Origin of the sequence: Flavobacterium sp. B183 (assembly GCF_023539155.1) — a bacterium.
GTDB classification, from domain to species: domain Bacteria; phylum Bacteroidota; class Bacteroidia; order Flavobacteriales; family Flavobacteriaceae; genus Flavobacterium; species Flavobacterium tructae.
Window position 1 is genome coordinate 189,119 of the sequence record NZ_CP097434.1, and the last position, 16,736, is coordinate 205,854.

Annotated in this window: 11 protein-coding genes; 1 reads left to right on the forward strand and 10 read right to left on the reverse strand. The window is 37.6% G+C overall.

Translation table 11 applies throughout. From position 1 onward, the window contains the following. Positions 1-86 precede the first annotated feature (86 nt). The 8 genes from M4I44_RS00905 to M4I44_RS00940 all read right to left on the reverse strand — a co-directional run bounded on the left by M4I44_RS00905 (position 87) and on the right by M4I44_RS00940 (position 13,556). Entirely contained in the window at positions 87-1,544 is a 1,458-nt protein-coding gene (locus M4I44_RS00905; protein WP_249966262.1) for a SusD/RagB family nutrient-binding outer membrane lipoprotein, read from the reverse strand. 11 nt (positions 1,545-1,555) lie between these two features. After that, positions 1,556-4,762: a SusC/RagA family TonB-linked outer membrane protein gene (locus M4I44_RS00910; protein WP_249966263.1), complete on the reverse strand. Its 3,207-nt coding sequence runs from the start codon at positions 4,760-4,762 to the stop codon at positions 1,556-1,558. Positions 4,763-5,024: 262 nt separating this feature from the next. Next, positions 5,025-7,187 (reverse strand): DPP IV N-terminal domain-containing protein, encoded by a 2,163-nt coding sequence (locus M4I44_RS00915; protein WP_249966264.1) that lies wholly within the window; start codon positions 7,185-7,187, stop codon positions 5,025-5,027. 3 nt (positions 7,188-7,190) lie between these two features. Further along, entirely contained in the window at positions 7,191-8,486 is a 1,296-nt protein-coding gene (locus tag M4I44_RS00920; RefSeq protein WP_249966265.1) for an aminopeptidase P family protein, read from the reverse strand. Positions 8,487-8,489: 3 nt separating this feature from the next. After that, a complete protein-coding gene (locus M4I44_RS00925) occupies positions 8,490-9,725 on the reverse strand; it encodes an FAD-binding oxidoreductase (RefSeq protein WP_017494844.1) in 1,236 nt (411 codons plus the stop codon). A gap of 72 nt (positions 9,726-9,797) precedes the next feature. Beyond that, complete coding sequence (locus M4I44_RS00930; RefSeq protein ID WP_017494845.1) at positions 9,798-10,808, reverse strand: 4-hydroxyproline epimerase; 1,011 nt, start codon at positions 10,806-10,808, stop codon at positions 9,798-9,800. Beyond that, complete coding sequence (locus M4I44_RS00935) at positions 10,809-12,395, reverse strand: aldehyde dehydrogenase (NADP(+)) (RefSeq protein ID WP_249966266.1); 1,587 nt, start codon at positions 12,393-12,395, stop codon at positions 10,809-10,811. Between the two features lie 246 nt (positions 12,396-12,641). Next, the gene (locus M4I44_RS00940) at positions 12,642-13,556 is read right to left on the reverse strand and encodes a dihydrodipicolinate synthase family protein (RefSeq protein ID WP_249966267.1); all 915 of its coding nucleotides are present in this window, start codon (positions 13,554-13,556) and stop codon (positions 12,642-12,644) included. 178 nt (positions 13,557-13,734) lie between these two features. On the opposite strand from M4I44_RS00940, the gene M4I44_RS00945 reads away from it, so the two are divergent. After that, entirely contained in the window at positions 13,735-14,580 is an 846-nt protein-coding gene (locus M4I44_RS00945; protein WP_249966268.1) for an AraC family transcriptional regulator, read from the forward strand. A gap of 190 nt (positions 14,581-14,770) precedes the next feature. On the opposite strand, the gene M4I44_RS00950 is transcribed toward M4I44_RS00945, so the two are convergent. After that, positions 14,771-15,787, reverse strand: coding sequence for an endonuclease/exonuclease/phosphatase family protein (locus M4I44_RS00950; protein ID WP_249967400.1), 1,017 nt, complete (start codon positions 15,785-15,787; stop codon positions 14,771-14,773). Between the two features lie 48 nt (positions 15,788-15,835). After that, entirely contained in the window at positions 15,836-16,699 is an 864-nt protein-coding gene (locus M4I44_RS00955; RefSeq protein WP_249966269.1) for a rhomboid family intramembrane serine protease, read from the reverse strand. Between the last annotated feature and the right edge of the window lie 37 nt (positions 16,700-16,736).

Below are 16,736 nucleotides of genomic sequence, written 5' to 3' on the forward strand. Positions count from 1 at the left end.
CTTCACTCAGTCTGACAATGGGATTAAACAAAAAAAACCGGAACCTAATTAAAGGCCCCGGTTAAAAACAGGAAAACTAATTCAAATTAAAATTTATCCCAGAAAATTTTTGTAGTCATTAAATCTCCTCCTATTGCAGCTGAGGCAGCTTCATAATTTTCTTTGTTTAAGGTTTTATCAAAAAGAGAGTAAATAGTACGAACCGGTACTTTTCCTTTTGCCGCATCAACAGCAGTTGAAGGGGCTAACAATACAGGGAAATCTAATCTTCTGTATTCTGTCCAGGCTTCAAATCCTCTATTGTAATAAGCAATCCAAAGCTGGTAAGCGATTTTTTCTTTTGTCGTTCCGGCAGCAGTTGCAAAGTCAACATCGGTTCTGCTCAAATAAGTTTGCGCATCAGCATTCGCAACTCCCCAGAAATTCATACTGGCCAAAATTCCTTTTTTATAGTATTCTTCCGAAGTTCCTCCTACGCTAAATCCTCTGTTTGCAGCATCTGCCAAAAGGAAACAGGTTTCGGTGTAGTCAAAAATTACTCCTGGGTTTGTTTTTTCTTTCAATCTTGATCCCATGTTTGAGAAATCACCATAACTTACTTGTTTGGCATAAGGAGCTCCTTTATAATTTCCTTGCTTTTTAGAATTTGGATTAAAGAATATATCACGTCTTGGGTCATTTTTTCCATTTAACTGATTCACAAAATATTCAGTCGGGATAGTCTGACTTTCGTTTACCAGCGTATCATACAACGGATTCATGTCTACAAGTGATGAAAAATACTGGAACAATGCTGTTTGATCTTCACTGGTCATTACGCCTGAATTGTAAGCACTTTCTACTATTGCTTTTGCTTTAGCAGGCTCAATGTCTGCAAGGTGTAATCCCAATTTTAATTTCACACTATTCGCTAATGTTTTCCATTTTGCCACATCGCCTTTGTAAATTAAATCGGCTTTACCAAAGCTCTCTTTACTGCTGTCCATAGCAGCAATAGCAGCATCTAATCTGGCAGCCAGATCTAAATAAATGGTTTTGGCATCATCGTATTTTGGATAAGGATATAGATTAATATCCAAAGCTTCACTGTAAGGCACGTTTCCAAATAAATCTACAAGCGCCTGATACGCCATCACAATCTGAACGTCAAGTACTGCGATTTTGTTTTTCTTAATTGCAGTATCAACAGCTCCTAAAGCTTCTTTGCTCTTTATGTCTTTTTGAGCGTTTACCAAATCCTGCAAAACGTCTCTGTATAACAACGTTGAAAGAGAACTTCCTAAATTTCTTCTTTCCATATTGTAGTTCACCTCATCGGTATAGGTTGTGGTAGACCAATATTGAGCATATCCTCTAAAGTTGTTGCTGTTTACTGAGGCATTGGTCAGGAAGAACGCATAATTTACCTGCGCATTGGTCATGAGCGCCCCCGGCAAAACGGTGGTATATGCTTTTTTATCCTGATTTAAATCTTCTAAGTTATCACAAGAGGCTACCGAAAGTAAAATGGCTCCTGCAAAAAATATCGTTTTTACTATTTTCATTTTTTTTGTTTTTAGAATTGAACTTTCATATTAAAGTTATACTCTTTTGAGGTAGGCAAAACTCCGGTTTGAAAGCCCTGAAGATTTCCTGAAGAAAGTCCCGCTTCCGGATCAGCATAAGGTAAATTTTTATGAATGATCCATAAGTTGCTTCCATTAACTGACAAAATCATATTAGTGATAAAAGTCTTTGCAAGGAATTTTGATGGCAATCTGTAGCTTAATCCTAATTCACGTAATTTCACATAAGAAGCATCGTAAACATATTGCTGTTCCGGCATGGAATTGTAAAATGAATATCCATTTGCTCCTTCTACACTTACCACTTTATCATTTGGAGTTCCGTCTTCTTTAACCCCAGACAACAGAATACCTCCGCCGCTTGCAATCGGATTTCTTTGTGGATTTCCTAAATGGTTGTTCGAAACCGTACTTTCATAAATACCTGTAGTATGCCCGAAACGTTGGTCTAATGAATAAACGTCTCCTCCTTTTTTCACATCAATCAAAAAGTTCAATGAGAAATTTTTATACGTAATTACGTTGTTCAAACCACCAATCCAATCCGGGTTTATATCCCCAATTGTTGCTCCGGCCGTTTGTAAATATCTTCCGTTTGAACGAATTACTTTTTCTCCGTTTAAATAAGTAAATCCGGAACCGATCAACTGTCCAATTGGTTTTCCAACCTCAGCAACATATCCTACTCCCTGGAAAGATCCTAACGAAATTCTGTCAGCTCCTCCTAATGAAATTACTTCATTTTTATTGGTAGACCAGTTTACTTTTGCTTCCCAGCTAAAATTGGCTGTTTTTACCGGAATTACAGACAAGGTCACCTCATATCCTTTATTCTGAACATCTCCTCCGTTTATCCAGGCTCTGGTGTATCCGGTCTGTGTAGGTGTTTCCACTGAAAGAATCTGGTTGGTTGTATTGCTTTTGTAGTAAGAGAAATCAAGACCTACACGATTATTGAACAATTTAAGCTCTATACCGGCTTCAACACCTTTTGTCAACTCACTTTTTAAATTAGAGTTACTTTTATTGTTTTCTGTAGAGAAACGAATTCCGTCAGGTCCAAAATTATCACCTTTTGGATAAGTTGCTGCAATCACAGCAAACGGAGCATCATTACCTGTTTCTGCATAATTCAAACGAAGTTTTCCAAAAGACAACCAATTTGTTTTAATGTGGTTACTAAAGATATAAGTTCCTGTAATCGAAGGGTACGTATAAGTACTATTACTTGATGGTAACGTTGAAGACTTATCTACACGATAACTTCCCTCTAAGAAATAAGTTTCCATAAAATTGAAACTCGCATTAGCATAAACACTGTTGGTACCGATGGCTACTTCTGACTCACCAGGGCTGTTGATTTTATCAATAGAATTACTCAAAGCGTAAATTCCAGGCACTACCAGTCCGCCATTTGTGGCTGCAAAAATTGACTTACTCACTGAACGTCTTGAATTAGCTCCAAGCATTCCGTTGAACTTAATTCCGTCTGTAATATTGGTTTTAAAATTCATGATCAAATCGAAGTTGATCTCTCTGAACGTTTTATCAAATCTGGTATACTGTCCAAGTGCATTTGGTGTTCTTTTTGATCCCACAGCAATACGCTCTTCCTGTAACTGACTATAGGTATCTATAGCACCCTTACCTGTAACATCAAACCAATCGGTGATTTGTGTACTCAAAGCAAAGTTTCCGAAAAAACGATCACGATCTAAAGTATTGTAGTTGTTGTATCTTTGAAAATATGGATTGTCATGAAACTGCAATGTTAAATCATTTGGCCCTCCAACACTCCAGGTTGTATTTTTTCCTGTAAGGTCATAAGCATCTTTTAAATCCTGAAAATCTACACTTGTAGAATACCATTGTCTGATACTGCTCAGATAGTTATTTCCACCGTCACCATAACCAGTCTCATTCATTCCTTTCGCATTTGCTTTTAAATAATTGGCCGATGCCGAAATTTTAGTTTTAGGCAGAATGTTATAGCTTCCTGAGAAGTTAAAATTGTCTTTACGATTGTTACTGTTTGGCAAAATACCCTGATTCATGTTATAGTTCGTATAACCAAATCTGAAATCTCCTTTTTCACCTGATCCGGTAAAAGCGATATTATTAATAAACGTTAAGCTCTTTTGATAAAAATCATTTGGATTTTTCTTTACTGCTGTCCAGGGAGTAGCTTTTCCGTAACCCGGTAATTCAGGGTAAAAAGAACTCCAGTTGTACACTAACAAATTAGGATCAAATTTAGGCCCCCATGAAGCATCATCGGTTGCAGCATACGGATGTACTCCACTTCCTAAATCTACTGTGCCATAGAAGTCACCATATCCACCACCGTACTGGTTTTGATACTCCGGTAATGTTTTTTTATCGACTACACCAACAGTTACTCCGGAGCTAAAACTTATACCTAAACCTCCTTTAGATTTACTTCCTTTTTTTAGCGTTACAAGGATCACCCCGTTTGAAGCTCTTGAACCATACAAAGCAGAAGCTGCAGCTCCTTTCAGCACGTTCATCGTTTCGATATCGTCAGGATTGATATCCGAAGCGGCATTTCCGTAATCGTATCCTCCTGTGTTACCTCCGCTTTTCTGATCGGCACTATTGGTATTGTCATTATTCAACGGAATACCGTCTACAATCCATAACGCCTGATTATTTCCAGTTAAGGAAGTAGTACCACGAATCACCACATTCGTTGAACCTCCAATATTATTGTTACGTCTGATTTGTACACCGGCAATTTTACCTGAAATCGCATTGGCAACGTTACCATTGTTTACTTTGGTCAGGTCTTCTCCTTTAATTTCCTGAGTGGCATATCCCAAAGATTTCTTTTCTCTTTTTAACCCCAGAGCGGTAACGACAATTTCCTGCAGCTGCTCTGAAGCAGGGGATAAAGAAACATTGGCAGTGTTCCCCGTAACGGTTACCTCTACAGCCTTCATGCCAATATAATTAAAGATTAAAACAGCATTTTGACTTGTCTTTATAGAATATTTACCGTCAAAATCAGTTTGAGCTCCTGTTTTTGTTCCTTTGATCAATACACTCGCACCCGGTAAAGGTAAGCCTGCATTATCTGAAACAATTCCCGATACAACCCGCTCCTGTGCGAGCGCAAATTGTGCTAGCAGTACAAAAAAAAGTACTACCGTTTTTCTTTGAAAAAACTTGAATTTCATAAAATGGTTTTATAATTAGTATTGGCAAATGTTTTGCTTTTTTGATAATTTTTATGATAATATATTATCGCAAAAACCTATTATATTACCCTTTTGTTACATATTTAATATTTTACATGTATTATCTTACCCTTTCAAATTCGCGCAACATACGTGCTTATTTTCTTACTTTTAATGTTTTTTTAATTGATTTTAGACCACAAAAAAAGGAAGAAATCCTTTTTACAGAAATTCTCCCTTTTTTTATGCTTTTAAAATGATTTTATTTCGCTCCCGGAGGACACTTTTCTTCAATAAATTTTATAAAAGTATCGACTAAATGTTTTCGGGTTCCTTCGCCTTCATGAATGCTGTGCGTACGATTTGGGTAGATCATTAAATTAAAAACTTTGTCGTATTTTATCAGTTCATCAATCAAAACTTCTGCATTTTTATAGTGCACATTATCGTCGCCGGTTCCGTGAATGTAAAGCAAATTTCCTTTTAAGTTCTTTGCGTGTGTTACGGGTGAAGCCTGAATGTAGGCAGCTTCATTCTCGTCCGGCAATCCCATATAACGTTCGGTGTAAATATTATCGTAAAAATGCTGATCGGTAACTGCGGCGATCGCTACACCGGTTTTGTATATTTCAGGGTACTGAAACATTAGGTTCAAAGTTACGGCTCCACCTCCGCTCCATCCGTGTATGGCCACTCTGTTCGTATCAATAAAGTTCCATTTCAGTACTTCTTTGGCCGCCATAGCCTGATCACGGGTGTTGATGATTCCAATATTTTTATAGATTGATTTTCTCCATTTTCTTCCTTTCAAAACCGGAGTTCCTCTGTTGTCCATGGCAATCCCAATGTATCCTTTCGGAATCAACAAATCAATAAATCCATTAAAATAAGGCATGTCATTCGCTACCGAAGCCATTGGCTCTCCATAAACATAAAAGAACACCGGGTATTTTTTTGTCGGATCAAAATCAAGAGGTTTTGCCATGATTCCATCGATTTCAACTCCGTCGACAGTGGCTACTTTGAATTTCTCTAATGAAAAGTCACGTGTTGGTTTTACAAAAACATCAGCCTCTTTTGGCAGTATTTTTTTATGATCGGAAAGTGAAACCAAACGTACATTAAAATCACGATTGATATTAGAATTGGTGTGTTTGGCGTACGATCCGTCTGTCGAAAACTCATATTCATTGGTTCCTTCAAATACTTCCGGAGTTATTCTTTTGGTTTTAAGCGAATTAATATTCGTCTCATACAGATAACGCTGCGTAGCATCTTTTGGACTTGCGATATAATAAATTGATTTTGTCTTGTCATTATAGGCTTTAAAATAAGCATCGAAATTTCCGGTTGTGATCAGTTCTTTCTTTTTTCCATCACGGCTTATTTTGTACACATGCATCCAGCCATCGGCATCTGAACTCCATAAAAAAGATTTACCATTGTCTACAAACTGACAAGGGAAACCATCGTACACGCCAGAGGAAATATCAAAAACATCAATCCATTCTGCTGACTTTTCCTGATATACCAAAGTTGCCTTTCCGGATTGTGTATTGCAATTGTAAATCGAAACCTGATTTTGATTTCGATTCAATTGTATGGCCATTACCTCATTTTTAGCTATCCATTCCATACGAACCAAATAATTATTATCCGGTTCTCCCGGAATATCAAGCCAGTTGGTTTTTAAAGAAGTGATATCAATAACTCCAATTTTTACAGCAGAAGGTTTTTCTCCAGCTTTAGGATATTCTACCGGAATTACAAATGGATATAAAGCAGCTGTATTGTTAATCATTAAGTGAAACTTTGTCTCCGAAGCATCTACACGCCAAAAAGCAATACTTTTACCATCAGGACTCCAGCGAAATCCGTCACGCGCAGCTAATTCTTCTTCGTAAACCCAGTCAAAAGTTCCATTGATTACTTTATCAGTTCCATCTGTCGTTAAAGCGGTAATCTTTCCTGACGCCAGATTTTCAAGGTAAATATTGTGTTTTGAAACGTAGGCCACATTTTCGTTATCCGCAGAAAATTTGGCAAACATTAAAGAAGACTCTTCTAAACTGGCTCCCAATTTTCTTCCTTTTCCGGTCGTCAAGTCAAAAAACCAATAGTCACCTCTGGTATTGGCTCTCCATACTTTTTTTGAGTTGGTATACACCAGAACTTTAGTTTTATTCTGGTTCCAGACTAATTCTTCTACTTCTCCATTAAAACCTGCTGTTGTGAGCTGTTGTTGGGTTAAAACAGTGGTATTCTGATCGAGCTTATCCACATCATACACCAAAATATCCTTTCCGGAATTTACCCAAAACGAATGTGAATTGGGCAGCCACTTTAGTTCGTTAATATCAATGTCCTTTTGAGCCCAAATGCCCGAGCAAACCAAAAGAAGCAGTAAGAAGTGTTTTTTAATCATGGTTTATTTAGTATTTAATAGCTGTTCTATTTCTTCAATTTCAATAGGCAATCCTTCAGATAAATTAATGTTTCCGTCTTCGGTTAACAAATAATCATTTTCCAGTCGGCAGCCGATTCCTTCTTCCCGAATATAAATTCCGGGCTCGCAGGTAAGCACCATTCCTTTTTCAAAAGGTTTGGAATACAATCCCACATCATGAACATCCAGTCCCACAAAATGAGCCGTTCCGTGCATGAAGTATTTTTTGTACACAGGATTTTCGGGGTCTTGCGCTTCAATTTCTTCCAAAGTAATCAAACCTAGTTTTACCAGTTCGGCTTCCACCAGACTTGCCATCTGTAATTCGTACTCTTTGGATAAAACACCCGGTTTTAAAAATTTTGATCCTTCTTTCAGACAGTGTAAAACCGATTGGTAAACTTCTTTCTGACGAGGAGAAAATTTTCCGTTTACCGGAAGACAGCGCGTAGTATCAGAATTGTAATTGCCATAACAAACCCCAAAATCGACCAAAAGCATATCGCCGTCCTGACAAACCGAATCATTGGTATTGTAATGTAAAGCACAGGCATTCCTGCCCGAAGCGATAATAGGTTTGAAGGCATGACGATTTCCTCCGTTTTTGATGTAATGGTACGCCAGCTCAGCTTCCAGTTCGTATTCTTTTACATTAGGTTTTACTGCTTTTAACAATGCTTTGAATCCTTCGATACTTATTGCCACTGCTTTTTGAATCAAAGCGATCTCTTCCTCTGATTTTACAGGACGCAGCTCTCTTGTTATTTTGGCCACACGTTCGTAGTGATGCAACGGATATTTTTGTTTGCACCACTGAATCATTCGATCCTGGCGGGTATTCATTTCCGAAGTTATTCTTTTAATGTGTTCGTTGTGCCCCAGATAAATGGCATCGGCCTCAAAGGCAAACAGCTGTAGGGCTTTTTCAAATTCGTGTATCCATTTTACATTTTTAATTCCGGAAAGCGCCGTAACTTTTTCTTTGGTCAAGAAATCTCCATCCCAGATTAATGTATGTTCAGTGACTTCTTTTACAAATAAAACAGCTCTGTTTTCTTCTTTAAAAGCATCGGGATAAAGTACCAAAATGGTTTCGTCCTGCTCAATTCCGGACAGATAAAACAAATCATTATTTTGCGCAAACCCCATGACATCATCTGTATTATTGGGCATCACATCGTTTGAAGTAAGAATAGCCAAACTATTAGTCTGCATTTTTTCGATAAACCTCTTACGGTTATTTTCGAATAAAGAAGCCGGAATTGAATCGTATCTCATAATTTATAATTGAAACATTTTAGTATCAACCGAAGTTTTTTTGCCTGAAATAATCTCTGTGATTATTTTTCCGGTTGCCGGTGCAAGGCTTAAACCCATCATCGCATGTCCGGTGGCGAAAGTCAAATTTACAACTTTTTTGGCACGGGTGATGATTGGCATTCCCGAAGGTGTACAAGGTCTGAAACCAAACCAGGTATCCTTATTTTCAGGCATTCCTACCTGCATATCGGGATAAAACTCATTGATACTGTTTATGATTCCCTGTAATCTGTTCTTATTGATTTTGGTATCTCCGGTATGGGTAATCTCCATAGTTCCCCCAAAACGAATATCATTGTTCATAGGGGTTACAGCTACCTTTCCTTCACATAGAATCGAAGGAATCGAAGGTTTATGATCTTGATCCTTCAGTGTAAAACTGTATCCTTTTCCCGGTAAAATAGAAACTGAAATCCCGAGTTTTTTAGCCAATGAAGGACTCCAGGAACCGGCCGCCAACACAACTTCATCTGCGCTAAATGTGCCTTTATCTGTTACGACCTTTGTAATTTTATGATGATCGAAAGTAAAATCCTGTACTGTTGTACCGGAGTGAATTTCTACTTTTAAATGCTTTAATTCTTCTTTGATAAACTGCATGAATTTCTGTGGGTACAAATGGGCATCGCCTTTATAGTGTATCCCTCCTAAAATATCGGTTTTAGTACCGTTCTCTAATTTTGCAACTGCTGCCGCAGAAAGATAATCTACTTTTAAACCCAGTTTTTCGGCTTCTCGTCCTTCATGAAACATTTCATGTGCTACTTTATCCGTTTTATACAACATCAGAAGTCCTTTTTCTTCGTAGAAAAACGAATTGTTTTCTCTGGCAAAATCCTGATACAATTCTTTACTCAACAGTGACAAATCACGTAGTGCAGGCATTGCATTTGCGACGTGTTTCTCATTGGCATGTTTGTAAAACTGCAGCCCCCATTTCATCAAATTGGCATCTAATCTCGGTTTTACATAAAACGGACTCTGACTGTCGAACATCCATTTGATTCCCTGAGCAATCATACCGGGCTGTGCCAACGGAATAATATGCGACGGAACGATCATTCCGGCATTTCCATAAGAACAACCGTCATCCATAGGAGACTGATCAAAAATAGTTACCTCATATCCTTCTTTAGCCAGATAATAAGCGGTACACAAGCCTATTATACCTCCTCCAACTATACTTATTCTTTTCATTTGTACGAAATTAAAAAATTCATTGAAGAAGAATCTTATCCTCCTTCAATGAATCTAAATTTTTAATATTTTTTAAATTACCTGAAAACCATGAGCATACGGATCATTTGCTTCATCGATGATGATGGTGTTGTAACCGTATACTTTTGCCCAGCCCTGAATACTTGGTACAATAGCGGGAATTTCTCCAATTGAAGTTTCCTCCACCACTTTTCCAATGAACTTACTGCCAATATAACTTTCGTGAATAAAATCTTCTCCTACTTTAAGTTTCCCTTTGGCATGCAGCTGCGCAATTCTCGCTGATGTTCCGGTACCGCAAGGAGAACGATCGATGGCTTTGTCTCCGTAGAAAACAGCATTTCGACCTGACGATGTTGGATCTAAAGGCTCTCCCGTCCAAAGCATATGACTCACATCACGAATGGTATCATTTTCCGGATGGATAAAATAGTCCGGATATTTCGCATTAATTCTCTTACGAACTTCCTGACTCAGCTGGATAATTTTACCTGCCGAAAAATTTTGAATTCCGGAGAAATTCTCTTGTGGATCCACAATCGCATAATAATTTCCTCCATATGCCACATCAAAAGTAATTTCTCCCAGTTCAGGACAATCAATAGTCAATCCTTCTGCTGCTAAATAGGACTTTACATTGGTCAGACGTACCCAGTCGACTTTGTTTCCGGTTTGCTGGTACTCGATATTCACGAGACCGGCAGGAGCTTCCATTCTTATTTTTCCCGGTATTTTTGGGGTAATCAAACCTTCTTCAATGGCAATGGTAATGGTACCAATAGTTCCGTGACCACACATTGGCAGACAACCGGAAGTTTCGATAAACAAAATTCCGAAATCATTTGCAGGATCGCTTGGCGGATATAAAATACTTCCGCTCATCATATCATGTCCGCGGGGTTCAAACATTAAGCCTTTACGGATCCAGTCAAATTCTTTTAAAAAATGCTGACGTTTTTCGCTCATGTTAGCGCCAGTCAAATTCGGCCCACCGCCTGCCACCACTCTTACAGGATTCCCGCAAGTGTGTGCATCTACACAAAAAAAAGTCTTCTTTACCATTTATACTATCTGGGATTTTGTTTGAATATTATTTAAGGTTCTTAAAATCTGTAATGGATTCTCGTTTTGCAATTCTGCAGGTAATAATTCATTGGGCCAATTCTGATAACTAAACGGTCGAACCCAGCGATAAACGGCATGAATTCCAACGGCAGTAAATCTCGAATCAGAAGAAGCTGGATAAGGCCCTCCGTGAATCATTGAAGGACAAACTTCAACTCCTGTAGGAACACCGTTAAAAATCAATCGTCCCACTCTACTCTGCATCGCTGCAATTAATTCGTCCTGATTTTTCAATTCCTCAGGCTCTCCAATAATAGTACCTGTCAACTGCCCGTCTAATTGATTGATAATCGTCAGCAATTGTTGTTCATCATCGCATTGCACCAGTACCGAAACAGGTCCGAAAACCTCATGACTTAAGATTTTATTCTCTAAAAAAGTTTTCCCGTCTACGGTTAAAACTTTCTGTACTCCGTAATTTGGTGCCGCGTCACCTTTGTATTCTGCAATTTTTGCAACACCTTTCTGTGCCAGCATAGTTGCTGATCCTTCTTCAAAACCTTCTTTCATTGAAGGATGCAACATACAAAATGGTTCTATTTTTTCAATGGCCTGAGTTAATTCTTCTGAGAATTTATTCAACTCAGCTCCTTTAATTCCAAACAGTAATCCTGGATTGGTACAAAACTGACCTGCTCCAAGCGTGATAGATCCTGCATAAGCCGTAGCCCATTTTTGACTGTTTACCTTTACAGCATTTGGCAAAAGCACCACAGGATTTACACTTCCCATCTCGGCAAAAACCGGAATTGGCTCCGGTCGCTGTGCTGCCAAATCAAACAAGGCTCTTCCGGCACGGATACTTCCGGTAAAACCAACTGCTTTTACCAACGGATGTTTCACCAATGCAGTTCCAAGAGTTGTTCCCCCACCAATAAGATTGGAGAAAACACCCTCTGGCATATTTGTTTTTTGTGCTGCTTTTATAATTGCCGAAGCAACCATTTCGCCTGTTCCCACATGCATCGAATGACTTTTTACAATCACAGGACAACCCGCCGCTAATGCTGAAGCGGTATCTCCACCAGCTGTTGAAAATGCAAACGGAAAATTACTGGATCCAAAAACCACCACCGGGCCAAGGGGTACCAAAATTTTACGCAAATCTTCTTTTGGTGCAGGAACCCTGTCTGTTATTGCCGTATCAATTGCAGCCTGAACCCAGCTCCCTTCAATGAGCATTTGGGCAAACGCGCGTAGTTGACCAACCATTCTTCCGCGCTCCCCCTCTGCTCTGCCCATTGGAAAGCCGGATTCACTGCAATACTGAACTAACAAATCATTTCCTAAAGCTACGATTTCGTCAGCAATAGCATTTAAAAAACCTGCTCTTTCTAAACCGGAACATTTTTTATACGTTCCAAATGCCTGATGAGCCAAAGCAACTGCTTCTTCAATTTCTTCATGAGTTGCTTCTGTAAAAACCCAGGGATTTTCAACATTCTGCTGCGGATTAAATGTTTTAAATGTTTTATTTCCAGCAGCTTTGAGTGTACTTCCCACGTAATTTTTTCCTGTAATCATATTTCTTTTTTGTTGTTTGAATAAATACTTTACAATTCTTAGAGTCTGTATAAAATTTATTTTTGAGATTTATTATCAAAGGATTTTCGAGCGAAAAGAGGCAAATTTTAATAGAATAGCAGCGCTATTGTATTAAAATTTAACGACGTTGCAGCCGAAAATCATCATAAGAAAGCCAACAAATAAAATTTAAACAGACTCTTAAAGAAGAAATTTGTAAAACCAATTGTATCAGCTTACTTACTGTTACAAGTTTTTATAATCAGGCAAAGTTGGTCTTGATGCTAAGGATTTGGCAATAATATCTAAAACTTTTTCTCTTTCAGCTCCCTGAAGCGGTAATCTTGGTGCGCGAACATATTCTGTCCCGATACCCGTTGCTACTTCTGCAAGCTTAATATTTTGTACTAAAAATGAATTAATGTCTAATTCTAATAAAGGAAGAAACCATCTGTATATTTTCAAAGCCTCATCAATTCTTCCTGCTTTGGCTAATTTGTATATCGCAACGGTTTCTTTTGGAAAAGCACATACCAGACCTGAAACCCATCCGTCAGACCCCATCAGCAAACTCTCTAAAGCCAGAGTGTCTACTCCTGATAAAATCTTTAATCGATCACCGAAACGGTTAATCATTCTGGTTACATTTGAAATATCTCTTGTTGATTCTTTTACGGCCTGAATGTTATCAAATTTCAACAGTTCTTCAAACATATCCAATGTAACTTCAATTTTATAATCTACCGGATTATTGTATATCATTATTGGAAGTGATGTATTTTTTGCGACTTCAGAAAAATACGTTACCGTTTCGAAATCAGAAGCTTTGTAACGCATTGGAGGCAGCATCATCAATCCTTTTGCTCCATCTTGTTCGGCTTTATTGGCTGCTAAAATTGCGGCACGTGTAGTTTGCTCTGCAATATTCATAACCACCGGTACCTGATTGTTTACCAGGCTAACCGTATTTTTTACCAATTCTCTTCTTTCCTCTTCCAAAAGAGTACTGGCTTCTCCTAATGTTCCGCCCAGAATTATTCCTTCAACACCTGCTTCTAATTGTGCTTGTAAGTTAACTTCAAACATTCCGAAGTCTAATTTATCATCTGCAGTAAATTTGGTTGTTACTGCCGGCATAACGCCTTTCCATTGAATACTCATAATATCGATTTTAATTAAAACCAAAATTATTTATATTGAACAAAGCAGGAGGCTTAAAAATTACCTCAAAACAATACTATATTACCCTATATAAACTGATTACACAAAAAACCAATTAATATATTGCTATTTTTTTGACAAAATAAAATATATTTGAATGAACTAACCTTGACCAACCATGAAAGTTTTTCCATTTAAAATCCCTAAATCGGGAGAAGATCCTCTTATATATCAAGAGGATAGGGAGATCGTTTTTTACGACAAACTCCATCAGCACGAAGAAATACAAATTAGTTTTATCGAAAAAGGACAGGGTGCCATATTTGCCGGAGATACCATCTCGCATTACCGCGAAGGCGACATCTTAATGATTGGAAGCAATTTACCTCACGTTTTCAGAAGTGAAGTATATGACAATGAATCTTCCATTATGCGTACCTTATTCTTTACTACAAGCTCGTTTGGAAGAGATTTCTTCTCGCTAACCACTTTCAAAAACATCCAGCCTTTTTTAGAAAATAGCAAAAATGGATTTATCACCCACAATCCCCCTAAAAAAATCGTCAAATCTTTTAAAAAGCTTAATAAATCAGACAACTACGAACGCTTCATTTTATTTCTGGAAATCATAAAGTGGCTTTCTAACAGCGAGAGAGAACAGCTCTCCAACCATTTGTACGATAAAAAAATTACGGATAATGAAGGTAAACGAATGCAGACAGTATTTGAACATGTAATGACCAACTACCAAAAAAACATTAACCTGGATGAGATCGCCTCGATTGCCAATATGACTAAAAATGCTTTCTGCCGGTATTTTAAAGTCCGGACCAACAAGTCCTTTTTCCAGTTTTTAATCGAAGTGAGAATCGAACATGCTTCCAAGCTGCTGGCCAACAACAGTGAACTGTCGGTTCTCGAAATTGCCGAATTATGCGGCTTTAACAACATCTCCAATTTCAACAGAAAGTTTAAAGAACTCAAACAGACCTCTCCATTGCAATACCGAAAACTGAATCTATAAGTAGTTTATTGTGACTTAACTGCAAGGGACGCAAAGTTTTTTTGTCTAAGTTTACACATATAAACGCAAGGGACGCAAAGCAATAAGATAAAGCTTTGCGAACCTTGCGTTTATATAAAATCTAATAAGTAAAAACTCCTTGCGTCCTTTGCGGTTAAATATTCTCACTCCTTACGCGATCCTAAAAACGCTACTCAATAGAAAGCCTTGTCATAATAGGATAATGATCTGAATTTTCGAAGTCGGAAAAACTTTCAAATTGTTTGACTTTCATCTTACTATCCGTAAAAATATAATCAATACGTGCCGGATAATAACGAAACTTATAGGTGGCTCCAAATCCTTCTCCAGCTTCTTCAAAGGCGTCTTTGAGTTTTCCTTTGATATTTCGGTACACATACGAAAACGGACTATTGTTCATGTCTCCACAAATAATAATCGGGTTTTCGCATTGTTTGATATTTTCTTTAAAGATCTCGGCTTGTTCTTGCTGCTGTCTAAATCCTTTACTGATTCGGGTATAAATTAACTGCGATTTTTCCTGATTGACATGATCAATATTATCTGAAATATCACTTACATCCGGCGAAATTTTTATAGACTGCAGGTGCATGTTGTACACCCGAATAACCTCTTTACCTCTTTTAATATCGGCATAGATTACGTTATTATCTGATTTTGGAAAGATGATATTTCCCTGATTAATAATAGGAAATTTTGAAAAGATCGCCTGACCGGTTTTAATTTTATTTCCCTCGATGAAAATGTAACGATGCGGATACACTTTCAAATCCAGATGAGCCGAGTTGGAATACTCCTGAATACACAGAATATCCGGGTCTTTTTCGTCTATAAAAGCTTTTATATTGGAAGGAATATCGTCGCGGTCGAGCCATTTAAAAACATTAAAAAGACGCACGTTATAACTCATTACAGAGAAATCTCTCTCGTCCCTAACATATTCTTTTGTTGAGAATTTATAAAATTTACTGATAAAAGTAATTCCTGTTAACAATACCAAACCGGATAAAATAAGACGTTTTTTAAACTGAATTCCCCAATAGACAAAGAACAAACCATTTAGAACGAAGAAAGCCGGCATAAAGAGCGTTAAGACCGATAGAAGCGGAAAACTCTTTGGTGCCAGAAATGGTAAAATATAAATACTAAAGGTCAGTACAGTTAGCACTATATTCAAAAAGAACATTATTTTATTAAACCATGAAAGGTTTTTCATATTGCGGGCCTAAAACGATTATTTTCCAGCTTTAAATAAAAACTCTTTTTCTTCTTTTGTTAGACAATCATAGCCGGACTGGCTGATTTTGTCTAAAATTTCATCAATTTGTTGTTGCGTTTTATCTTTCGTAACAATTCTTGACGTCACTTTTTCAGTAGGTTTATTGTAATTTTTATGAACTTTTGTGAATGGGGTCGATGGGGATTTTTTAAACAGATTGGCAAAGAAATCTAATGTTCTGGAAACAATTTTACTAAGATCTGTACCGTTTTGAAGCAGCTTGATAAAAAGAAATCCAAAGAAAGCTCCTGCCAAATGCGAGATATGTCCTCCGGTATTGTCTAAACGAAATTGCATTAAATCAAGAACCAGAATCACAGCTGTAATGTGCCAAAGCTTTACATTGCCTATAAGCAATAAACGCACATTCATCAAAGGCTGATAAGTGGTAACACCCATCAGGATTGCCATAATTGCAGCCGAAGCTCCTACTATAGGCGCTGAAATATTTAAAAAATAAAAACTCAGTGCAAAAACAATCCCTGAAAAAATGGCTCCTAAAATATACAGTCCGAGATATTGTTTTTGAGTAAAGAAAGTCAGGAACAACTGACTCGCAAAATTCAACACCATCATATTAAACAATAGATGCAGAAAGCCATAATGAAAGAAAGCATACGTCAAAAATGTCCAGGGCTTGAACATAAAAACGGCAGGATCTGATGACAATGCCAACCAGTTCGGAAAAGCAAACTGAGCTGTAGAAAAGTTATAGAATAACACTAATGAAATCAGGAAACAACCAATGTTCCAAAAAATAACACGCATGGCTATTCCGCCTAATCGATATTGTAATTTTAAATCATCCAGAATATTCATAAAAGCTTTCTTTAGTTTTTATTTGCAATATTAAAGT